The 21,684-nt window shown below is 53.5% G+C and carries 21 protein-coding genes; 19 read left to right on the top strand and 2 right to left on the bottom strand.

Translation table 11 applies throughout. The annotated features are described in order from the left end of the window. The first annotated feature begins 1 nt into the window (after position 1). The 5 genes from lnt to gltL all read left to right on the top strand — a co-directional run bounded on the left by lnt (position 2) and on the right by gltL (position 5,156). Positions 2-1,540 (top strand): apolipoprotein N-acyltransferase, encoded by a 1,539-nt coding sequence (gene lnt / locus BN2591_RS11285; RefSeq protein WP_017455900.1) that lies wholly within the window; start codon positions 2-4, stop codon positions 1,538-1,540. A 388-nt stretch (positions 1,541-1,928) separates the two neighbouring features. Further along, on the top strand, positions 1,929-2,855 hold the full coding sequence (locus BN2591_RS11280) for an amino acid ABC transporter substrate-binding protein (RefSeq protein WP_017455899.1): 927 nt from the start codon (positions 1,929-1,931) through the stop codon (positions 2,853-2,855). 158 nt (positions 2,856-3,013) lie between these two features. Further along, positions 3,014-3,754, top strand: coding sequence for an amino acid ABC transporter permease (locus BN2591_RS11275; protein WP_017455898.1), 741 nt, complete (start codon positions 3,014-3,016; stop codon positions 3,752-3,754). A gap of 2 nt (positions 3,755-3,756) precedes the next feature. Continuing rightward, positions 3,757-4,431 carry a glutamate/aspartate ABC transporter permease GltK gene (gltK, locus tag BN2591_RS11270; RefSeq protein ID WP_017455897.1) on the top strand — a complete coding sequence of 225 codons (675 nt, stop codon included), beginning with the start codon at positions 3,757-3,759 and terminating at the stop codon, positions 4,429-4,431. Further along, positions 4,431-5,156 carry a glutamate/aspartate ABC transporter ATP-binding protein GltL gene (gene gltL, locus BN2591_RS11265; protein WP_017455896.1) on the top strand — a complete coding sequence of 242 codons (726 nt, stop codon included), beginning with the start codon at positions 4,431-4,433 and terminating at the stop codon, positions 5,154-5,156. Before gltK ends, gltL begins: the two co-directional genes overlap by 1 nt. Positions 5,157-5,197: 41 nt before the next feature. On the opposite strand, the gene BN2591_RS11260 is transcribed toward gltL, so the two are convergent. After that, positions 5,198-5,680, bottom strand: a complete 483-nt coding sequence (locus BN2591_RS11260; RefSeq protein ID WP_086871537.1) for a zinc ribbon-containing protein — start codon at positions 5,678-5,680, stop codon at positions 5,198-5,200. A 235-nt stretch (positions 5,681-5,915) separates the two neighbouring features. Here BN2591_RS11260 and leuS point away from each other — a divergent pair, with 235 nt between their 5' ends. Genes leuS through nadD form a run of 4 tightly spaced genes read left to right on the top strand, consistent with a single transcriptional unit; the run spans position 5,916 to position 10,750 of the window. After that, on the top strand, positions 5,916-8,498 hold the full coding sequence (gene leuS / locus BN2591_RS11255; RefSeq protein WP_086871535.1) for a leucine--tRNA ligase: 2,583 nt from the start codon (positions 5,916-5,918) through the stop codon (positions 8,496-8,498). A gap of 14 nt (positions 8,499-8,512) precedes the next feature. Beyond that, a complete protein-coding gene (lptE, locus tag BN2591_RS11250) occupies positions 8,513-9,076 on the top strand; it encodes an LPS assembly lipoprotein LptE (protein WP_086871533.1) in 564 nt (187 codons plus the stop codon). Continuing rightward, positions 9,076-10,107, top strand: coding sequence for a DNA polymerase III subunit delta (holA, locus tag BN2591_RS11245; RefSeq protein WP_086871531.1), 1,032 nt, complete (start codon positions 9,076-9,078; stop codon positions 10,105-10,107). Before lptE ends, holA begins: the two co-directional genes overlap by 1 nt. 1 nt (position 10,108) lies before the next feature. Continuing rightward, complete coding sequence (gene nadD, locus BN2591_RS11240; RefSeq protein WP_086872134.1) at positions 10,109-10,750, top strand: nicotinate-nucleotide adenylyltransferase; 642 nt, start codon at positions 10,109-10,111, stop codon at positions 10,748-10,750. Here the strand turns inward: nadD and cobD are convergent. After that, entirely contained in the window at positions 10,725-11,819 is a 1,095-nt protein-coding gene (cobD, locus tag BN2591_RS11235) for a threonine-phosphate decarboxylase CobD (protein ID WP_086871529.1), read from the bottom strand. The two genes, nadD and cobD, sit on opposite strands and share 26 nt — an antisense overlap. Positions 11,820-11,918: 99 nt before the next feature. Between cobD and BN2591_RS11230 the strand changes: the two genes are divergently transcribed. From BN2591_RS11230 to BN2591_RS11185, 10 genes are all read left to right on the top strand, one after another. Further along, a complete protein-coding gene (locus BN2591_RS11230; RefSeq protein WP_086871527.1) occupies positions 11,919-12,536 on the top strand; it encodes an adenosylcobalamin/alpha-ribazole phosphatase in 618 nt (205 codons plus the stop codon). Positions 12,537-12,778: 242 nt separating this feature from the next. Continuing rightward, positions 12,779-13,096 (top strand): ribosome silencing factor, encoded by a 318-nt coding sequence (gene rsfS, locus BN2591_RS11225; RefSeq protein WP_017455887.1) that lies wholly within the window; start codon positions 12,779-12,781, stop codon positions 13,094-13,096. A 3-nt stretch (positions 13,097-13,099) separates the two neighbouring features. Beyond that, a complete protein-coding gene (rlmH, locus tag BN2591_RS11220; protein ID WP_017455886.1) occupies positions 13,100-13,567 on the top strand; it encodes a 23S rRNA (pseudouridine(1915)-N(3))-methyltransferase RlmH in 468 nt (155 codons plus the stop codon). A gap of 29 nt (positions 13,568-13,596) precedes the next feature. Next, positions 13,597-15,498 carry a peptidoglycan DD-transpeptidase MrdA gene (gene mrdA / locus BN2591_RS11215; protein ID WP_086871525.1) on the top strand — a complete coding sequence of 634 codons (1,902 nt, stop codon included), beginning with the start codon at positions 13,597-13,599 and terminating at the stop codon, positions 15,496-15,498. Position 15,499: 1 nt separating this feature from the next. Further along, positions 15,500-16,612, top strand: coding sequence for a peptidoglycan glycosyltransferase MrdB (gene mrdB / locus BN2591_RS11210; protein WP_086871523.1), 1,113 nt, complete (start codon positions 15,500-15,502; stop codon positions 16,610-16,612). A 10-nt stretch (positions 16,613-16,622) separates the two neighbouring features. Continuing rightward, on the top strand, positions 16,623-17,807 hold the full coding sequence (rlpA, locus tag BN2591_RS11205) for an endolytic peptidoglycan transglycosylase RlpA (protein ID WP_086871517.1): 1,185 nt from the start codon (positions 16,623-16,625) through the stop codon (positions 17,805-17,807). A 139-nt stretch (positions 17,808-17,946) separates the two neighbouring features. Continuing rightward, a complete protein-coding gene (dacA, locus tag BN2591_RS11200) occupies positions 17,947-19,158 on the top strand; it encodes a D-alanyl-D-alanine carboxypeptidase DacA (protein WP_086871515.1) in 1,212 nt (403 codons plus the stop codon). Between the two features lie 104 nt (positions 19,159-19,262). Next, a complete protein-coding gene (ybeD, locus tag BN2591_RS11195) occupies positions 19,263-19,526 on the top strand; it encodes a DUF493 family protein YbeD (RefSeq protein WP_017455881.1) in 264 nt (87 codons plus the stop codon). Between the two features lie 88 nt (positions 19,527-19,614). Further along, the gene (gene lipB, locus BN2591_RS11190; protein ID WP_086871513.1) at positions 19,615-20,256 is read left to right on the top strand and encodes a lipoyl(octanoyl) transferase LipB; all 642 of its coding nucleotides are present in this window, start codon (positions 19,615-19,617) and stop codon (positions 20,254-20,256) included. A gap of 304 nt (positions 20,257-20,560) precedes the next feature. Continuing rightward, a complete protein-coding gene (locus tag BN2591_RS11185; RefSeq protein WP_086871511.1) occupies positions 20,561-21,514 on the top strand; it encodes a YbeF family transcriptional regulator in 954 nt (317 codons plus the stop codon). Positions 21,515-21,684: the final 170 nt, after the last annotated feature.

Genomic DNA, 21,684 nt, shown 5'->3' with positions numbered 1-21,684 from the left:
AATGGTATTTGCCGCATTGTTTGAGCGCCAGCGCATACGTCTGCTGCTGGCGTTGTTATTCGGAGCCAGCGGAACGCTGGCTTTTTCTCCTTATGACTTCTGGCCCGCCGCACTTATCTCCCTGATTGGTCTACAGGGTTTAACCCTGAATCGCCGCCCGTTACAGGCTGCCTGGATTGGCTATTTCTGGGGGCTTGGTCTGTTTGGTAGCGGTGTGCACTGGGTGTATGTCAGTATCGCCCAGTTCGGCGGCATGCCAGGCCCGGTCAATATTTTCCTTGTGGTACTGCTGGCGGCCTATTTGTCGCTCTATACCGGGCTGTTCGCCGGTATTTTGTCGCGTCTGTGGCCGCATACCACCTGGTTGCGCCTGGCCGTTGCCGCACCGGTCGTCTGGCAAATTACCGAGTTCCTGCGCGGCTGGGTGCTGACCGGTTTCCCGTGGCTCCAGTTTGGTTACAGCCAGATAGATGGGCCGCTGAAAGGCCTTGCACCGGTGCTTGGCGTTGAAGCAATCAATTTCTTACTGATGGTGGTGAGCGGTCTGGTGGTGCTGGCGGTAGTGCAACGTCGCTTGCGCCCGCTGGTTGTCGCCGTTGTGCTGTTCGCTCTGCCCTTCCCGCTGCGTTATATCCAGTGGTATCAACTGCTGCCGGAGCGCACCACTCAGGTGTCGATGGTGCAGGGGAACATTCCACAATCGATGAAGTGGGACGAAAACCAGTTGCTCAATACGCTGAAAATCTACAGCGAAGCCAGTGAGCAAGTGATGGGTAAATCGCAGTTGATCATCTGGCCGGAGTCCGCCATTCCTGATCTGGAAATTAACCAGCAACGCTTTTTAAGCGCCATGGATAATCTGCTACGGGCGAACAACAGTACGCTTATCACCGGGATTGTCGATGCACGTCTCAATAAGCAAAACCGCTACGATACCTACAACACCATCATTACACTGGGCAAAGACAACGCGTATAGCTACAGCTCAAGCGATCGCTACAACAAAAACCATCTGGTGCCGTTCGGCGAATTTGTACCGCTGGAGTCGATTCTGCGCCCGCTGGCACCGTTCTTCGATTTACCGATGTCCTCCTTCAGCCGTGGCGCTTATGTACAACCTCCGCTGACGGCTCATGGGCTAACGCTGACGGCGGCAATCTGCTACGAAATCATCCTTGGCGAGCAGGTGCGTGATAATTTCCGCCCGGATACTGATTTCCTGCTGACCATCTCGAACGACGCCTGGTTTGGCAAATCCATCGGCCCGTGGCAGCACTTCCAGATGGCGCGGATGCGTGCGCTGGAGCTGGCGCGACCGCTGTTGCGTAGCACCAATAACGGCATCACTGCGGTCATTGGCCCGCAGGGTGAAATCCAGGCGATGATCCCGCAATTTACTCGCGAAGTATTAACCGCGAAGGTGACGCCCACCTCTGGTCTCACGCCGTATGCCCGCACGGGCAACTGGCCGCTGTGGATTATCACCGTGCTGCTGGGCTTTGGCGCCCTGGTGATGGGCTTGCGTCAGCGCCGCCGTTAATCCCTTTCCCCGCTGTTCTGCCCGGTGACTGTCTGCTTGCCGGGCATCCTCTCTTCGCTACGCAAAATTTACGATTAAGCCGTTTTTGGCATGCGGTTTGCTTATATCTATCAGGCAGCTATGAAATCCGCTTATGTGCAACTTACGTCGCACCAACAGGAAACAGTAGCAGCACCAATCTGGTGCAATGGGAGATTTTTGCCTCTAAACGGTGCGGCGCGCCTCGCAAAAATAAACAATACCGCAGCAAAATCTTTACATTAAGCCAGACTGAATGTAACAAACACACACACGACACTGCACGATATTGTCGCAGAACAACAAAAACACAATACACACAATGGGTATCAATACGCGTCTCTGGCGCTGACGATAAAGGAGTCTGGATATGCAATTACGTAAACTGGCCGCCGCGATGCTGGTGATGGGACTGTCCGCCGGTCTGGTGCATGCTGAAGATGCAAAACCTGCCGACGCAGCGCCGGCCGATCAACAAGCTACGCTGGCTAAAATTGCTAAAAACGGCGTTATCGTCGTCGGTCACCGCGAATCTTCCGTACCGTTCTCCTACTACGACAATGAACAAAAAGTCGTGGGTTACTCCCAGGACTACTCCAACGCTATTGTTGAAGCCGTGAAGAAAAAACTGAATAAGCCGGATCTGGCGGTAAAACTGATTCCAATCACTTCACAAAACCGTATCCCGCTGCTGCAAAACGGCACCTTCGATTTTGAATGTGGTTCCACCACCAATAACGTTGAACGTCAGAAACAAGCGGCGTTCTCTGACACCATTTTCGTGGTTGGCACGCGTCTACTGACCAAAAAAGGCGGCCCAATTAAAGACTTCGCTGACCTGAAAGGCAAAGCCGTGGTGGTAACTTCCGGTACTACGTCGGAAATTCTGCTGAACAAGCTGAACGACGAGAAGAAAATGGATATGCGTATTATCAGCGCGAAAGACCATGGCGACTCGTTCCGTACGCTGGAAAGCGGCCGTGCGGTGGCCTTTATGATGGATGACGCGCTGCTGGCGGGTGAACGTGCGAAAGCGAAAAAACCGGACAACTGGGACATCGTTGGTACACCGCAATCAAAAGAAGCCTATGGCTGTATGCTGCGTAAAAACGATCCGGAGTTCAAAAAGCTGATGGATGACACCATCGCGCAGTTGCAGACATCCGGTGCCGCGGAAAAATCCTTCGATAAATGGTTTAAAAACCCAATTCCGCCAAAAAACATGAACCTCAATTTCGATCTCTCTGACGATATGAAAGCGCTGTTCAAAGAACCGAATGACAAAGCTCTGAACTAATTAAAACCATTAGGGGCGGGTTTACCTGCCCTCTCGATTGTCGAAGTAGCACGGACAGACTATATGCTGAGTGGTCGTTCCCCACTCAACACGAAAACTCGCTCTTCATACAATCTTCGAGGGTAGCGCTGCTACCCTTTTTTTTCCGGAGTAGATTTATGTCCATAGACTGGAACTGGGGAATATTCCTTGAACAGGCCCCGTTCGGCAACACCACCTATCTTGGCTGGCTATGGAGTGGTTTTCAGGTCACCATCGCGCTTTCCGTGACGGCCTGGATTATCGCTTTCCTGGTCGGTTCCCTGTTTGGCATCCTGCGCACCGTCCCTAACCGTTTCTTGTCCGGCATTGGCACCCTATATGTCGAACTGTTCCGCAACGTGCCACTGATCGTGCAGTTTTTCACCTGGTACCTGGTGGTACCGGAACTGCTGCCAGAAGATATCGGCATGTGGTTCAAATCAGAACTGGATCCGAATATCCAGTTCTTCGTCTCCTCAATGGTCTGCCTGGGGCTGTTTACTGCAGCGCGCGTTTGCGAGCAGGTACGCGCCGCGATTCAGTCGCTACCGCGCGGCCAGAAAAACGCCGGTCTGGCGATGGGGCTGACGCTGCCGCAAACCTACCGTTATGTATTGCTGCCTAACGCCTATCGCGTGATTGTGCCGCCGATGACATCGGAGATGATGAATCTGGTAAAAAACTCAGCCATCGCCTCCACTATCGGCCTGGTGGACATGGCTGCGCAGGCAGGGAAATTGCTGGATTACTCGGCACATGCCTGGGAATCGTTTACGGCAATCACCGTTGCGTATGTATTAATTAACGCTTTCATTATGTTGGTGATGAACCTGGTTGAACGCAAAATTCGCCTGCCGGGCAATATGGGGGGCAAATAATCATGTACGAATTTGACTGGAGTTCAATCGTCCCTTCGTTGCCGTACCTGGTCGCGGGTCTGATCGTCACGTTGAAGATCACGGCGATTGCGATTGTTGTCGGTATCGTCTGGGGAACGCTGTTGGCGGTAATGCGCCTGTCCACTTTCGCCCCGCTGCGCTGGTTCGCCAAGAGCTACGTTAACGTGTTCCGCTCCATTCCGCTGGTGATGGTGCTGTTGTGGTTTTATTTGATCGTGCCGGGTTTTCTGCAAAACGTGCTCGGCCTGTCACCCAAAACCGATATCCGCCTGATTTCAGCGATGGTGGCCTTTTCAATGTTTGAAGCGGCCTACTATTCAGAAATCATTCGCGCAGGCATCCAGAGTATCTCCCGTGGGCAGTCCAGTGCCGCACTGGCGTTGGGTATGACGCACTGGCAGTCTATGAAACTCATCATCCTGCCGCAGGCGTTTCGCGCCATGGTTCCGTTGCTGCTTACGCAGGGCATTGTGCTGTTCCAGGATACCTCGTTGGTCTATGTCCTGAGCCTCGCGGACTTCTTCCGCACCGCATCTACTATTGGCGAGCGCGATGGTACGCAGGTTGAAATGATCCTGTTTGCTGGTGCTGTCTATTTTGTTATCAGTTTGAGTGCTTCGCTGTTGGTCAGCTGGCTGAAGAAAAGGACCGTCTAATGATTTCCCTGAAAAATGTTTCTAAATGGTATGGTCACTTTCAGGTGTTGACCGATTGTTCCACCGAAGTGAAAAAAGGCGAAGTGGTTGTGGTTTGCGGGCCGTCCGGCTCCGGTAAATCCACGCTGATTAAAACCGTCAACGGTCTGGAACCGGTGCAGAAAGGCGAGATTGTCGTCAACGGCACCAAAGTGAATGACAAGAAAACCGATCTGGCGAAGCTGCGTTCTCACGTCGGGATGGTGTTTCAGCACTTTGAATTGTTCCCGCACTTGTCGATTATCGAAAACCTGACGCTGGCACAGGTAAAAGTGCTGAAGCGTGATAAAGCCGCTGCACGGGAAAAAGGGCTCAAGTTGCTGGAGCGCGTTGGTTTGTCAGCGCATGCGAATAAGTTTCCGGCGCAACTCTCAGGCGGTCAGCAGCAGCGCGTGGCGATTGCGCGTGCGCTCTGTATGGATCCGGTGGCAATGCTGTTTGATGAGCCGACTTCCGCACTCGATCCAGAGATGATCAACGAAGTGCTGGACGTGATGGTCGAGCTGGCGAACGAAGGCATGACCATGATGGTGGTGACCCACGAAATGGGCTTTGCCCGCAAAGTGGCGAACCGGGTGATCTTTATGGATGAAGGGAAAATTGTCGAGGATTCAGAGAAAGACGCTTTCTTCGATAACCCGAAATCCGAACGTGCTAAAGACTTCCTCGCAAAAATTCTGCATTAACAACCTGCGCCTGCCCACACCGGGCAGGCGCTTTTTTTGGATTACGGTTCAAACGGGCGGCGCTGGAATTGGTCATGTCCGCATTTCGGGCATAATGGCAACACATCCGGCGTGTAAACCGCCAGATGAAAGTGGCACTTCTCACAGACCAGATTCCCAAGCCCTACCACTTCGCCGCTGTGATACACGCCGTGGTGATTGAGATCCTGGAACACTTCGCGCCACTCAAGCTGGGTTTTATCGGTGATATCTGCCAGCTCCTGCCAGATACTCTCTTTAATCACTCGCATAAACACGCTGTCGGTGACTTCTTCCTGGCTTTCGCTGTAACTGAGGGCGAACTCTTCCAGATCGCGGCGAATGGCGCGCATCAGCTCGTCAACCTCGGTACGCGTTAACTCGCCGGTCTTCGCCACGCGCAGGCGCGCTTGTTCAACCAATACGTCAATATCTCGCTCTCCATTGCGTAGACGCTCGGTCAACGCCGCTACCAGTTCACGGTAAAAATGAGCAACCTTGTTCATCGTTTCGCCTCCCGGTTCAGTAACTCTCTCTAATGGTAGACGTTATTTCTTGCTCTCAGTGCCGACTCGCCCGCACTGTCGACAAAAAATTAGCCGCCAACGGCTGCGGCAATTTCATTCCCGCCTCGCGGAAAGGCTGTTTTGAGAGTGGCGTTTGGGCTATGCTATGCCTTTCGAAAAATCACGTAACAACGCTACATTTGTAGCTGTAGCAAAAACAGGACTACTGGCTGCCATGCAAGAGCAATACCGCCCGGAAGAGATAGAATCCAAAGTACAGCGCCACTGGGAAGAGAAGCGCACATTTGAAGTCACTGAAGACGAGAGCAAAGAGAAATACTATTGCTTGTCGATGCTCCCCTATCCTTCTGGCCGACTACACATGGGCCACGTCCGTAACTACACCATCGGCGATGTGATCTCGCGTTATCAGCGCATGCTGGGTAAAAACGTGCTGCAGCCGATTGGCTGGGATGCGTTTGGTCTGCCGGCTGAAGGCGCGGCGGTAAAAAACAACACCGCACCAGCACCGTGGACTTACGACAACATCGCGTACATGAAAAACCAGCTTAAAATGCTGGGCTTCGGCTATGACTGGAGCCGCGAGCTGGCGACCTGCACCCCGGAATATTACCGTTGGGAACAGAAGTTCTTCACCGAGCTGTACAAAAAAGGGCTGGTTTACAAGAAAACCTCTGCGGTGAACTGGTGCCCGAACGACCAGACCGTGCTGGCGAACGAACAAGTTATCGACGGTTGCTGCTGGCGCTGCGATACCAAAGTTGAGCGTAAAGAGATCCCGCAGTGGTTTATTAAAATCACCGCTTACGCCGACGAGCTGCTGAATGATCTGGATAATCTGGATCACTGGCCGGATACCGTGAAAACCATGCAGCGCAACTGGATTGGCCGTTCTGAAGGCGTGGAGATCACTTTCGACGTGCAGAACAGCGACCAGAAACTGACGGTCTACACCACTCGCCCGGACACATTTATCGGCGCAACTTACCTTGCCGTTGCAGCGGGCCATCCGCTGGCGCAACAGGCTGCCGCGAGCAAACCGGAGCTGGCGTCCTTTATCGACGAATGCCGTAACACCAAAGTTGCGGAAGCCGATATGGCGACGATGGAGAAAAAAGGTGTTGATACCGGCCTGAAAGCCGTTCATCCGCTGACCGGCGAAGCCATCCCGGTATGGGCGGCTAACTTTGTGCTGATGGAGTATGGTACTGGCGCGGTGATGGCCGTTCCGGGTCACGATCAGCGCGACTACGAATTTGCGACCAAATATGGCCTGCCGATCAAACCGGTTATCCTGAACGCCGACGGCACTGAGCCGGATCTTAGCGAACAAGCGATGACCGAAAAAGGTGTGCTGTTTAACTCCGGCGAGTTCGACGGTCTCGATTTTACCGCGGCTTTCAACGCCATTGCCGACAAACTCGCGGCCAAAGGCGTGGGCGAGCGCAAAGTGAATTTCCGTCTGCGCGACTGGGGCGTTTCCCGTCAGCGTTACTGGGGTGCGCCCATCCCGATGGTGACGCTGGAAGATGGCACGGTGATCCCAACACCGGAAGATCAACTGCCGGTGATCCTGCCGGAAGATGTCGTCATGGACGGCATCACCAGCCCGATCAAAGCCGACCCTGAGTGGGCGAAAACCACCGTTAACGGCCAACCGGCGCTGCGCGAAACCGATACCTTTGACACCTTTATGGAGTCTTCCTGGTACTATGCGCGTTATACCTGCCCGCAGCACAACGAAGGCATGCTCGACCCGAAAGCGGCTAACTACTGGCTGCCGGTAGATATTTATATTGGCGGCATCGAACACGCCATCATGCACCTGCTCTACTTCCGCTTCTTCCACAAACTGATGCGCGACGCGGGCATGGTGAATTCCGATGAGCCTGCGAAGCAGCTGCTGTGCCAGGGCATGGTACTGGCTGACGCATTCTATTACGTGGGTGAAAACGGCGAGCGTAACTGGGTTTCGCCGAAAGATGCCATTGTTGAACGTGACGAGAAAGGCCGCATTGTCAAAGCGACCGATCCGGCAGGTCACGAGCTGGTTTATACCGGCATGAGCAAAATGTCCAAGTCGAAAAACAACGGTATCGACCCGCAGGAAATGGTCGAGCGTTACGGCGCGGACACCGTGCGTCTGTTCATGATGTTTGCATCACCAGCCGATATGACGCTGGAGTGGCAGGAATCCGGTGTGGAAGGGGCAAACCGCTTCCTGAAACGCGTCTGGAAACTGGTTTACGAACACACCGCTCAGGGTGCGGTTGCCGCGCTGGATCTAGCTGCGCTGAGCGAAGATCAGCAAGCCCTGCGCCGCGACGTGCATAAAACCATTGCTAAAGTTTCCGATGATATCGGTCGCCGTCAGACCTTTAACACCGCTATCGCGGCGATTATGGAGCTGATGAACAAACTGGCGAAAGCGCCGCAGGAGAGCGAACAAGATCGCGCCCTGCTGCAGGAAGCTCTGCTGGCGGTTGTACGTATGCTCAACCCGTTCACTCCGCACGTTAGCTTCACGCTGTGGCAGGCGTTGGGCGGTGAAGGCGATATCGACAACGCGCCGTGGCCAGTGGCTGATGAAAACGCGATGGTGGAAAACACCACGCTGGTCGTCGTCCAGGTCAACGGTAAAGTGCGTGGTAAAATTACGGTTGCCGTCGACGCGACAGAAGAACAGGTGCGTGAACGTGCAGGCCAGGAACATCTGGTCGCAAAATATCTTGATGGCGTGACCGTGCGTAAAGTGATTTACGTACCGGGTAAACTGCTTAATCTGGTCGTTGGCTAAGCGCGGGAGGAAGCGTGCGATATCTGGCTACATTGTTCGTATCACTGGCGGTGCTCATCACCGCCGGATGTGGCTGGCATCTGCGTAATACCACGCAGGTGCCGAGCGAAATGAAAACGATGTTCTTTGATTCAGGGGATCCGAATGGCCCACTGAGCCGCGCGATCCGCAGCCAGTTGCGTCTGAATGGTGTCGAACTGCTGGAGAAAACGTCCACACGTCAGGATGTGCCTTCTCTGCGTCTGGGCGCTGTCACGTTCTCCCGTGACACGGCTTCTGTTTTCCAGGATGGCCGCACTGCGGAATATCAAATGGTGCTGTCCGTAAACGCCAGCGTACTGATCCCGGGTCATGATATTTACCCGATCAATACCAAAGTTTATCGTTCCTTCTTTGATAACCCGCAAACGGCACTGGCGAAAGCCGCAGAGCAGGAGATGATCGTTCAGGAGATGTACGACAAAGCAGCCGAACAACTGATTCGTAAGCTGCCCAGCGTACATACGGCAGATGCGAAAAGCACGCAGGACGCCGCCACCTCGACGACCGGCTCCGCTTCCACGCAACCGGGTAGCTAATGCTCAGGTTGTATCCGGAACAACTCCGCGCGCAGCTTAATGAAGGGCTGCGCGCGGCGTATTTACTTCTCGGTAATGATCCGCTGCTGTTGCAAGAGAGCCAGGACGCTGTGCGTCAGGTCGCTTCTGAACAGGGCTTCATCGAACACCACACCTTCACACTGGATGCCAGCACAGACTGGGATGCGATTTTCTCCATCTGCCAGGCATTGAGTCTGTTCGCCAGCCGCCAGACGTTGCTGTTACAGCTGCCCGAAAATGGCCCAAACGCTGCTATCAATGAACAACTGGCAAAGCTGGTCAGCCTGCTGCACGACGACCTCATTTTAATGGTCCGTGGGAACAAACTGACCAAAGCGCAGGAAAACGCGGCATGGATAACGCAGTTAAATAACCGCGCCGTGCAAGTAAGCTGCCAGACGCCGGAACAAGCGAACCTGCCGCGCTGGGTTGCTGCCAGGGCGAAGCAAAACAAGCTGGAACTGGACGACGCGGCCAATCAGTTACTTTGTTATTGCTATGAAGGAAACTTACTGGCACTGGCGCAAGCGCTGGAGCGCCTGGCGCTGCTGTGGCCGGATGGCAAACTCACCCTGCCCCGCGTGGAACATGCAGTGAACGACGCCGCGCACTTTACGCCATTCCACTGGGTTGATGCGCTACTGGCGGGCAAAAGCAAACGCGCGTTGCATATTCTTACCCAGTTGCGGCTGGAAGCCTGCGAACCGGTGATTCTGCTACGTACCGTGCAACGCGAATTGCTGTTGCTGGTGACACTGAAACGCCAGTCAGCACATACACCACTGCGTGCGCTGTTTGATAAGCATCGGGTGTGGCAAAACCGCAGGGGTGTTACGGGTGATGCGCTTAATCGCCTGAGCCTCGATCAGTTACGCCAGGCGGTCCATTTGCTGAGCCGTATTGAGCTGATTGTGAAGCAGGATTTTGGTCAGTCGGTGTGGAGCGAGCTTGAAGGGCTTTCTCTGCTACTCTGTCATAAGGCACTGGCAGACGTTTTTATTGATGGTTGATATGAATCAGTTGCAGGCACTGTTTGGCGGTACTTTCGATCCGATCCATTATGGACACCTGAAACCTGTGGAAGCGCTGGCGAACCAGATTGGCCTTTCCAGGGTAATCATCATGCCCAATAACGTGCCGCCGCACCGCGCACAGCCAGAAGCCAGCAGCCAGCAACGCAAAAAAATGGTCGAGCTGGCCATCGCCGACAAACCCTTATTCACCCTTGATGAACGCGAACTTCGCCGCGATACGCCATCGTACACGGCGCAAACCTTGCAGGAGTGGCGGGAAGAGCAAGGCCCTCAACACCCACTGGCGTTTATCATCGGTCAGGATTCACTGCTGACCTTCCCGACATGGCACCATTACGAGACCATTCTGCATAACTGCCATCTGATTGTTTGCCGCCGGCCCGGTTACCCGCTGACAATGGAGCAGGAAGCGCATCAGCAGTGGCTGGAAGCCCATCTCACCACCAATCCTGAAGAGCTGCATACTTTACCTGCGGGACGGATTTACCTTGCCGAAACGCCATGGTTCAACATCTCGGCAACGCTTATCCGTGAACGGCTGGAACACGGCGAAAAGTGTGATGATCTGCTTCCCGAGTCCGTCATGTCGTATATCAACGAGCAGAGTTTGTACCGCTGATCACCACCGTCATGGCAGCGATTAGCCGATCATTTTCCTCTTCGCTTCGCACCGCCACACGGTAATAGCGCGTATCGAGCCCTGGGTAATTGGCGCAGCTACGAATCAAAATGTGGCGGGAAAGCAATGCGCGTTGTAACTCCACATCCGGCACGTCACAGCGCATAAAAAGATAGTTTGCACAGCCAGGCCAGACCGTTAACCCCGACAGCGCGTTCAATGCGGAGAACAGACGCGGACGTTCGTTTTTGATCCAGTTCCAGCTTGCCTGCTGATAATCGCTGTCCTGCAAAATCACCTCACCGGCGAGCGCAGCAAAGGCATTGATGGACCACGGCATCTGCGCGTCGCGCATAGACCGGACTTGCTGTGCGTTGCTGCCCAGCACATACCCCAATCGCAAACCAGGAATAGCGTAAAATTTGGTGAGTGAACGCAGCACCCAAACATGCGGATTTTGCGCCAGATAAGGAATAAAGCCTTCGCGTTCGGGAATAAAATCCATAAAGGCTTCGTCGAGAACAAGCGTAATCCCCAGCGCTTTGCAACGTGCGGCAATCGCGTGCAGCAAGGCATCGTCCGGCAACAAACCGGTGGGGTTATTCGGTGTACAAAGAAATAAACAGTCGAGATCGGCGGTAAGTGCGCCCAGCAGCGCATCAGTAAGCTGCCAGCCATCAATTTCACGTAATGAATAGTCGCTAATTGCGCACCCCACCAGTGCCAGCGCCCGGCGATATTCCGCAAACCCTGGTGTTATCAGCATCGCTTTACGTGGCTTAAGCATGTTGACCAGCGCAAAGATCGCTTCCGTTTCACCATTTCCGGCAAGTATCCATGAAGCCGGAACCTGGTGATGCGTCGCCAGTACCTGATGCAGGCGCTGATACTCAACATCCGGATAGCGCTCGGCGATCGACAGATTATTCCGCAATGCATGTTTAAGCGATGCCGGCATGCCGGCCGGGTTAATGTTGGCGCTGAAATCTAGCAACTGCTCTGCCGATATCCCCAACAGTTCTGCCGCCTCACGCGTGTTGCCACCGTGCGCGCTGTGAAACAAAGCCATCTTCCGCTCCGGTTAAAAGCCGTTATCTTAAACGAAAAAGAGACTGTGATTGAGGGCGCGATGGTAAACTTTGCCCACAAATCCAGACAGGAGACCATCATGCGACTCTGGCTGATACGCCACGGAGAAACCGAAGCGAATGTCGCCGGGCTTTATAGCGGCCATTCACCGACTCCGCTGACACCAAAAGGGCTGGCGCAGGCGAAAACCCTGCGTGATTTACTCGCGCATGTGCCCTTCGATTATGTGCTTTGTAGCGAACTGGAGCGCGCGCAGCAGACGGCCGCGCGCGTGCTGGAATCGCGCGCGCTTGCCGTACATACCACACCGTTACTCAATGAGATGTTTTTCGGCGACTGGGAAATGCGCCATCATCGCGATTTAACGCGAGAAGACCCGGAAAGCTACGCGGCCTGGTGTACCGACTGGCAGCACGCCGTTCCCACCAATGGTGAAGGGTTTCAGGAATTTTCTGCACGAATTGAGCAAGTTATTGCGCTGCTTGCCGATATAAAAAGTCAGCACAAGAATGTGTTGGTTGCCAGCCATCAGGGGGTATTGAGTTTGTTGATCGCCCGCTTACTCGGCATGCCTGCTGCATCGCTGTGGCATTTTCGTGTTGATCAAGGGTGCTGGAGCGCTATTGATATCCATGATGATTTCGCCACGCTGCGGGTATTAAATAGCCGGGCAGCATGGCACGCTGACGATGTATAGCGTGTTTTTCATGCATCCTATTCACACCGCTGATTCGGCCATTGACACACCCTCACAGGCTGCTATCCTCCGCGCGCAGAGATTGTTTTACAAAATTGGCAATGCAATCGCGCGCCCGTGATGGGATGATAGCCAACTTTTAAACTTGCCGGATCTCTCTTACCCCGGCAATCGATGCAGTTCAGGTATAATGTCAGGCCGTTCATTAACAGTACATTTTTCACTCACCCCAGGGGGAACACTTGCAGGGTAAAGCACTCCAGGATTTTGTTATCGACAAAATTGATGACCTGAAAGGTCAAGATATCGTTGCCATTGACGTTCAGGGTAAATCCAGTATCACCGACTGCATGATTATCTGCACCGGCACATCGACTCGCCACGTTATCTCTATTGCGGATCACGTTGTGCAGGAATCGCGTGCAGCCGGCATGATGCCGCTGGGTGTCGAAGGTGAAAGCGCCGCGGACTGGGTCGTTGTCGATTTAGGCGATGTGATTGTCCACGTTATGCAGGAAGAGAGCCGTCGCCTGTATGAGCTGGAAAAACTCTGGGGTTAATGCGTGAAACTGCAACTGGTCGCCGTCGGCACAAAAATGCCGGACTGGGTACAGACAGGTTTTAGTGAATACCTGCGCCGCTTTCCAAAAGATATGCCGTTCGAGTTAATCGAAATTCCGGCTGGAAAGCGCGGCAAGAACGCAGATATCAAACGTATTCTCGATAAAGAGGGTGAGCTGATGCTGGCCGCGGCTGGCAAAAATCGTATCGTTACCCTCGATATTCCGGGTAAACCCTGGGATACGCCGCAGCTGGCAAACGAGCTGGAGCGCTGGAAGCAAGACGGACGCGATGTCAGCTTGCTGATTGGCGGGCCGGAAGGGTTATCCCCGGCCTGCAAAGCGGCGGCAGAACAAAGTTGGTCACTCTCTGCGCTAACGTTACCTCACCCGCTGGTGCGCGTGCTGGTTGCCGAAAGCTTGTATCGCGCATGGAGTATTACCACCAACCATCCTTACCACCGTGAGTAACGACGAGTCTTGGGTAGATTAAGCAGCGGATGAAATTACAGAATTCTTTTCGCGACTATACGGCTGAGTCCGCGCTGTTTGTGCGCCGGGCGCTGGTCGCTTTTACGGGGATTTTGCTGCTTACCGGCGTGCTGGTAGCCAACCTTTATAACCTGCAAATCGTCCGTTTTGCGGACTACCAGACCCGCTCCAACGAAAACCGCATCAAGCTGGTGCCTATCGCGCCAAGCCGCGGCATTATCTACGATCGCAACGGCACGCCACTGGCGCTGAACCGCACCATCTACCAGGTCGAGATGATGCCGGAGAAAGTCGATGATGTGCAGCAAACGCTGGATGCCCTGCGTGATGTGGTCGATCTGAACGACGATGATATCGCCAACTTCAAAAAAGAGCGCTCACGTTCGCACCGCTTCACCTCCATTCCGGTAAAAACTAACCTGACGGAAGTGCAGGTGGCGCGCTTTGCGGTGAACCAGTACCGTTTTCCCGGCGTTGAGGTCAAGGGCTATAAGCGCCGGTTTTATCCCTATGGTTCCGCGCTGACGCACGTCATTGGCTACGTGTCGAAAATTAACGATAAAGATGTCGAACGGCTGGATAAAGAGGGCAAACTGGCGAACTACGCCGCCACCCACGATATCGGCAAGCTAGGCATTGAGCGCTATTACGAAGATGTGTTGCACGGTCAGACCGGCTATGAAGAGGTGGAAGTCAACAACCGCGGCCGTGTGATCCGTCAGCTCAAAGAGGTGCCTCCGCAGGCCGGTCACGATATCTACCTGACGCTGGATTTAAAACTGCAGCAGTATATCGAAACACTGCTCGCTGGCAGCCGTGCGGCGGTGGTGGTAACCGACCCACGCAATGGCAGCATTCTCGCACTGGTATCGATGCCCAGCTACGATCCGAACCTGTTCGTCGATGGCATTTCCAGCAAAGATTACTCTTCACTGCTAAACGATCCGAATACGCCGCTTATCAACCGCGCAACGCAAGGGGTTTACCCGCCGGCGTCCACGGTGAAACCGTATGTGGCCGTTTCCGCCCTCAGCGCCGGGGTGATCACGCGCAACACCAGCTTGTTCGATCCCGGCTGGTGGCAATTACCTGGCTCGGAAAAACGTTATCGCGACTGGAAAAAATGGGGGCACGGCCACCTGAATGTTACCAAGTCGCTGGAAGAGTCCGCCGATACCTTCTTCTATCAGGTTGCCTATGATATGGGCATTGACCGCCTTGCAGAATGGATGGGCAAATTTGGCTACGGTCACTATACCGGCGTTGATCTCTCGGAAGAGCGCGCCGGGAACATGCCAACCCGCGAATGGAAGCTGAAGCGCTTTAAAAAGCCGTGGTACCAGGGTGACACCATCCCTGTGGGGATCGGCCAGGGTTACTGGACGGCTACGCCATTGCAGATGAACAAAGCAATGATGACGCTGATTAATGACGGCATTGTTAAAGTACCGCATCTACTAATGAGCACGGTAGAAGATGGCAAGCAAGTGCCGTGGCAACAGCCAGCACAGCCGCCGGTGGGGGATATTCACTCCGGCTACTGGGAGATTGCCAAAGACGGGATGTATGGTGTAGCCAACCGCCCGAACGGTACGGGTCATAAGTACTTCGCCAACGCGCCATACAAAGTCGCGGCGAAATCCGGTACCGCCCAGGTCTTTGGTTTGAAAGCCAACGAAACCTATAACGCCCACCGTATTGCGGAACGCCTGCGCGACCATAAATTGATGACGGCGTTCGCCCCTTACGATAACCCGCAGGTCGCCGTGGCGGTCATTCTGGAAAACGGTGGCGCAGGTCCGGCGGTGGGTACGATTATGCGCCAGATCCTTGACCACATTATGCTTGGCGATAACAACACCGAGCTGCCAACGGAAACCCCGTCCGCGGCAGCAGTGGAGGACCAATAACATGACGGATAATCCGAACAAGAAATCGTTCTGGGATAAAATCCACATCGATCCGGTGCTGCTGCTGATTATCCTCGCGCTGCTGTTTTACAGCGCGATCGTTATCTGGAGCGCCAGCGGCCAGGATATCGGTATGACCGAGCGCAAAATCGGCCAAATCGCCATGGGGCTGATTATCATGGTTATTCTGGCGCAGGTGCCACCAAGGGTCTATGAAGGATGGGCGCCCTATCTCTACATTTTCTGTGTGGTGTTGCTTGTCGCGGTGGATGCTTTCGGCGCTATTTCAAAAGGCGCGCAGCGCTGGCTCGATTTGGGCGTGGTGCGTTTCCAGCCTTCGGAAATCGCCAAAATAGCCGTCCCGTTGATGGTGGCGCGTTTTATTAACCGCGATGTCTGCCCGCCTTCGCTGAAGAATACCGCTATCGCGCTGGCGCTGATTTTCGTGCCGACGCTGCTGGTTGCGGCGCAACCGGATTTGGGCACCTCCATCCTGGTGGTGCTCTCCGGGTTATTTGTGCTGTTTCTTTCCGGGTTAAGCTGGCGGTTGATTGGCATTGCCGCCGTGCTGGTGGCGGCGTTTATCCCGGTGCTGTGGTTCTTCCTGATGCATGATTATCAGCGTCAGCGCGTGATGATGCTGCTCGATCCGGAAACCGATCCGCTCGGCGCGGGCTATCATATTATTCAGTCAAAAATCGCCATCGGCTCCGGCGGTCTGAGCGGTAAAGGCTGGCTGCATGGAACGCAGTCACAACTGGAGTTTCTGCCCGAACGCCATACCGACTTTATCTTTGCCGTGTTGGCGGAAGAGCTGGGCCTCATCGGCATTCTGATTTTGCTCACACTATATGTGTTGCTGATTATGCGTGGGCTGTGGATTGCCGCCCGTGCGCAAACCACGTTCGGACGTGTCATGGCCGGTGGTTTAATGTTGATTTTGTTCGTTTATGTGTTCGTAAATATTGGTATGGTGAGTGGTATCCTGCCGGTGGTGGGCGTACCGCTGCCACTGATCAGTTACGGGGGTTCTGCCCTGATCGTACTCATGGCCGGGTTTGGTATCGTTATGTCGATCCATACCCACAGGAAAATGTTGTCAAAGAGCGTATAAGAGGTGGGCAATGCGTAAGCAATGGCTTGGGATCTGCATAGCAGCAGGATTACTGGCGGCATGTTCGAACGATGATGGTCAGCAGCAGACGACCGTAGCGCCGCAACCTGCGGTGTGTAACGGCCCTGTCGTTGAAATTAGCGGTGCGGGGCCTCATTATGAAGCGCCTGTCGCCATGGCGAATCAGGATTATGAGCGCGACGGTAAGCGCTACAAAATCGTGCAGAATCCGGCGAACTTCAGCCAGGCGGGATTGGCCGCTATTTATGATGCCGAACCCGGCAGTAATTTGACCGCCTCCGGCGAAGCGTTTGATCCGATGCAGCTTACCGCGGCACATCCGACGCTCCCTATTCCAAGCTATGCGCGTATCACCAACCTGGCGAATGGTCGCATGATCGTGGTGCGTATTAACGACCGCGGCCCTTACGGTAACGATCGCGTGATTTCCCTGTCGCGCGCCGCAGCGGATCGACTGAACACCTCTAATAACACCAAAGTGCGTATTGACCCGATTATCGTTGCGCAGGATGGCTCCCTTTCCGGCCCGGGCATGGCATGTACGAAAGTCGCACAGCAAACCTACGCATTGCCTGCGCGTCCCGATCTGGGCGGCGGTCTCGGCAGCGTCTCTTCGGCTCCGCAGCCTGAAGAACCACAGGGCAATGTACACGCTATCAGCAACGATACGCTGAAAAGCGACGATACGACCGCCGCGCCAGTACGTAGCGGCGGCTTCCTGGGTGCGCCGACCCCACTCGCCTCTGGTGTACTGGAAGGAAGCACTGATACTTCCGCCGCAACAGCAGCGCAGCCGGCAACAACACCGGTAACGCCAACGGCTATGCAGACCGCTCCGACTGCGCAAACTTACACACCAACGCGTACTTCTCCCGTTACAGCACCTGGCTCGGTACAGGGCAACGTACATACGGCCGCGCCTGCCAGTAGCGCTGCGGCGGCAAGCAGTGGCGGTTATATGGTGCAGGTGGGTGCCGTTAGCGATCAGACGCGTGCTCAACAATACCAGCAACGCCTGGCGCAGCAGTTTGCGGTGCCTGGTCGCGTCACGCAAAACGGCGCTGTCTGGCGCGTACAGTTAGGGCCGTTCAGCAATAAAGCGGACGCCAGCGCCTTGCAGCAGCGCCTGCAAAACGAGGCGCAGTTGCAGTCATTCGTTACGAACTCCCAGTAAGCTTGCGAAGGCGTCTGGCTTTGTCAACTTATGTCAGCAACATTAACAAAGTCATGCTGAAAGTCAGATGCCTGCAAGTATAGCTTTTGCTATAGTAAGGCACTTTTTTTAACTCCATCACGGATGTCGTTGTTCGACCATGAAGACCACTTTTTCCGTTCGTTTTATGCAGCGCCTGGCGCTCACCACGGCGCTGGCTGCAGCCTCTCTTTCCGCTGCGCATGCCGATGACCTGAATATTAAGACCATGATCCCGGGTGTTCCGCAGATTGACGCGGAATCCTATATCCTGATCGACTATAACTCCGGCAAAGTGCTCGCTGAGCAAAACGCCGATGCGCGCCGCGATCCGGCAAGTCTGACCAAGATGATGACCAGTTATGTCATTGGCCAGGCTATGAAAGCGGGCAAATTCAAAGACAGCGATCTGGTCACGATTGGTAACGATGCCTGGGCCACCGGCAACCCGGTGTTCCGTGGTTCTTCGCTGATGTTCCTGAAACCTGGTATGCAAGTGCCGGTTTCCCAGCTGATTCGTGGTATCAACCTGCAATCCGGTAACGATGCCTGCGTGGCGATGGCCGATTATGTGGCGGGCAGCCAGGATGCGTTTGTCGGCCTGATGAACAACTATGTTAAAGCGCTGGGCCTGCAAAACAGCCACTTCCAGACCGTACACGGCCTGGATGCCGATGGGCAGTACAGCTCCGCGCGTGACATGGCGCTGATTGGCCAGGCGTTGATCCGCGATGTACCGAACGAATACGCCATTTATAAAGAGAAAGAGTTCACCTTTAACGGCATTCGTCAGACCAACCGTAATGGCCTGCTGTGGGATAACAGCCTGAATGTCGACGGTATTAAGACCGGTCACACCGATAAAGCGGGTTATAACCTGGTAGCATCGGCAACCGAAGGCCAGATGCGCCTGATATCTGCTGTGATGGGTGGTCGCACGTTTAAAGGCCGTGAAACCGAAAGTAAGAAACTGCTGACCTGGGGCTTCCGTTTCTTTGAAACCGTAAACCCGATCAAAGCCGGTAAAGAGTTTGCTTCAGAGCCAGCATGGTTTGGCGACAGCGATCGCGCTTCGCTGGGCGTTGATAAAGATGTTTACCTGACCATTCCACGCGGCCGCATGAAAGATCTGAAAGCCAGCTATGTGCTGAACACCAGCGAGCTGCACGCGCCGCTGCAGAAAAATCAGGTGGTTGGCTCTATTAATTTCCAGCTGGATGGTAAAACCATCGAACAGCGCCCACTGGTGGTACTGCAGGAGATCCCGGAAGGCAATTTCTTCGGTAAAATCATTGATTACATTAAATTGATGTTCCATCACTGGTTTGGCTAAAAATTGAACACTTGAAAGTGTGATTTCCATCCCCATATACTTAGCATCTCAGAAAAACTCCTGCCCTTGCGGCAGGAGTTCTTATTTTTTACGCCGGAGCTGACATGAAAACCAATCTTAAAGAACTGCTTGAATTCCCGACTCCCTTTACTTACAAAGTGATGGGTCTGGCGAAACCAGAGCTGGTTGATCTGGTGGTTGAAGTGGTACAGCGCCATGCGCCAGGTGATTACTCTCCGCAGGTAAAACCGAGCAGCAAAGGCAATTACCACTCGGTATCCATCACCATCAACGCAACGCACATTGAGCAAGTTGAGACGCTGTACGAAGAACTCGGCAATATCGAAATTGTTCGTATGGTGCTGTAATTGTTCATCACGTTACCCGGAGCCATTCGGGTAACGTCTTCGCTGTGATATACTTCCCCCACTCTTTTTCTCCCCCGGGGATGCCGTTTTGTCTCAGGACACCATTCTTATCCGCAATCTTGGCTTGCAGCCCTATGATCCTGTTTCTCGGGCAATGCATGAATTCACCGATGCTCGCGACGAGACAACGCCGGATGAAATCTGGCTGGTAGAACACCATCCCGTCTTTACACAAGGCCAGGCCGGTAAGGCCGAACATGTGCTGGCTCCGGGTGATATTCCGGTGATCCAGAGCGATCGCGGCGGTCAGGTAACCTACCATGGGCCAGGCCAGCAGGTAATGTATGTTTTAATTAACCTGAAGCGGCGAAAAGTGGGCGTTCGCGAGCTTGTCACGCTGCTGGAAAATACGGTTATCAATACGCTGGCAACACTCGGGATTAACGCACAGGCGCGCGCTGACGCGCCGGGTGTATATGTGCAGGGCAAAAAAATCTGTTCGCTGGGTCTGCGCATCCGCAAAGGATGCTCATTCCATGGCCTGGCGCTGAATATCGATATGGATTTAACACCCTTTATGCGCATCAACCCTTGCGGGTACGCTGGTATGGAAATGACGCAGGTCAGCCAGCTGGTGGAAAATAGCGATATGGATAAATTAAGGACGATTCTTACCCAGCAATTTTTAGCGCTACTAAACAATCCACCACATCAATATATGAGCGCTTAATATATCATGTACAGAAGCCCGCATTTTGTGCGGGTAGGTATTTATTTGGCCTGTTAGCGCTTTACAATAGAAGCCATATTCTCTATTTTCAACCTGCCTGCTCTGTCGGGATAATTAGTATTAAAGCACGTTGGCAGGCTTTGTATACGCGCTCCAGGCCAATCTTTTTTGCGTGTATTGTCTGGCCTCGCGATAAAAAACTACGTCATGATGACGAGAGACAGGATGTTTACCCAAGTTAATAATCAACAAAAAAAATAAATTCAACTATCATTCAGGTTTTGAATGAATACGGAGCACAAGCGTGGATAATAATAACCTGCAGGAAAAGCGAATAACCGTGCGCCCCGACGATGATAAGCCGCAAGTTTTCAGAACACTGCGCAATATTGATCTCAATTTACTGACTATTTTTGAGGCAGTATATGTTCACAAAGGGATAGTCAACGCGGCAAAAGTGCTCAATTTAACGCCTTCCGCAATTAGCCAGTCCATTCAAAAATTACGCGCAATATTTCCCGATCCGCTTTTCATTCGTAAAGGCCAGGGCGTGACGCCTACGGCTTATGCTTCCCATCTGCACGAATATATCAGCCAGGGGCTGGAGTCTATTCTTGGCGCATTAGACCTGACCGGCAGCTATGACAAACAACGTACGATTACCATCGGCACGCCACCATCGATTGGCGCATTAGTTATACCTGTTATCTTCAAGGCAATAAAAGAGAGTTCGCCGCATCTGATGATGCGTAATATTCCCGTTAACGATGCGGAAAGTCAGCTCAGCCAGTTTCAAACCGATTTAATTATTGATACGCATATTGCAGGCTCTCGTACCATTAATCATCACGTCCTTTATAGCGACCGTATCATGCTGGTATGCCGTAAAGGGCATCCTTGTTTAAATGGGCCGATCAATGAAGAGGTTTTGCAGCAGTACGAACACACGCTGCTGATGCTGGAAGGGCAAAATCTTAGCGGCCTTCGCCAGCGTGTGCAGGATCTTTTCCCGGAGCGTCAGGTAAGCTTCAGCAGTTACAATATGTTTACGATTGCGGCACTGATCGGCAACAGCGATATGCTGGGGCTAATGCCGGCGCGACTGTTTGAGTTATTCAGTGGCTGTTGGCCGCTGGTTGAAATTGATTACCCGCCAATCAGTAATGAGCGTCTTGAAATCTCACTCTTTTACAATAAGTTGAGCCTGCGCGACCCGGTACTGGAAAGCGTCATTAATGTTATCCGACGGGCTTTTTAACGCCCGTCCGTGCCAGGCGAGAGCGCTAACCCTAAGTGGGCATTTGGCACAAAACAACAACTATTTTACAAATTGCCCCCGTTGTCAGGCTGCTTTCTATCCCCCATCAATGGTATACTGCACGCAAGTTAATTCAAAAATAGTTGATAAATACAACATTCATTTGAATT

Source organism: Kosakonia pseudosacchari (genome assembly GCF_900184035.1).
Lineage (GTDB): Bacteria > Pseudomonadota > Gammaproteobacteria > Enterobacterales > Enterobacteriaceae > Kosakonia > Kosakonia pseudosacchari.
The sequence above is the reverse complement of the archived record's forward strand: the minus strand, read 5'-3'. Positions and strand labels throughout refer to the sequence as shown.

Bases quoted from the DNA above. Each gene is read 5' to 3' on its own strand.
- nadD (WP_086872134.1), top strand. From the start codon at position 10,109: ATGAATCAGTTGCAGGCACTGTTTGGCGGTACTTTCGATCCGATCCAT.
- BN2591_RS11260 (WP_086871537.1), bottom strand. From the start codon at position 5,680: ATGAACAAGGTTGCTCATTTTTACCGTGAACTGGTAGCGGCGTTGACC.
- rlpA (WP_086871517.1), top strand. From the start codon at position 16,623: ATGCGTAAGCAATGGCTTGGGATCTGCATAGCAGCAGGATTACTGGCG.
- leuS (WP_086871535.1), top strand. From the start codon at position 5,916: ATGCAAGAGCAATACCGCCCGGAAGAGATAGAATCCAAAGTACAGCGC.
- BN2591_RS11280 (WP_017455899.1), top strand. From the start codon at position 1,929: ATGCAATTACGTAAACTGGCCGCCGCGATGCTGGTGATGGGACTGTCC.
- mrdB (WP_086871523.1), top strand. From the start codon at position 15,500: ATGACGGATAATCCGAACAAGAAATCGTTCTGGGATAAAATCCACATC.
- dacA (WP_086871515.1), top strand. From the start codon at position 17,947: ATGAAGACCACTTTTTCCGTTCGTTTTATGCAGCGCCTGGCGCTCACC.
- ybeD (WP_017455881.1), top strand. From the start codon at position 19,263: ATGAAAACCAATCTTAAAGAACTGCTTGAATTCCCGACTCCCTTTACT.
- cobD (WP_086871529.1), bottom strand. From the start codon at position 11,819: ATGGCTTTGTTTCACAGCGCGCACGGTGGCAACACGCGTGAGGCGGCA.
- lnt (WP_017455900.1), top strand. From the start codon at position 2: ATGGTATTTGCCGCATTGTTTGAGCGCCAGCGCATACGTCTGCTGCTG.
- gltK (WP_017455897.1), top strand. From the start codon at position 3,757: ATGTACGAATTTGACTGGAGTTCAATCGTCCCTTCGTTGCCGTACCTG.
- gltL (WP_017455896.1), top strand. From the start codon at position 4,431: ATGATTTCCCTGAAAAATGTTTCTAAATGGTATGGTCACTTTCAGGTG.
- holA (WP_086871531.1), top strand. From the start codon at position 9,076: ATGCTCAGGTTGTATCCGGAACAACTCCGCGCGCAGCTTAATGAAGGG.
- BN2591_RS11275 (WP_017455898.1), top strand. From the start codon at position 3,014: ATGTCCATAGACTGGAACTGGGGAATATTCCTTGAACAGGCCCCGTTC.
- mrdA (WP_086871525.1), top strand. From the start codon at position 13,597: ATGAAATTACAGAATTCTTTTCGCGACTATACGGCTGAGTCCGCGCTG.
- BN2591_RS11230 (WP_086871527.1), top strand. From the start codon at position 11,919: ATGCGACTCTGGCTGATACGCCACGGAGAAACCGAAGCGAATGTCGCC.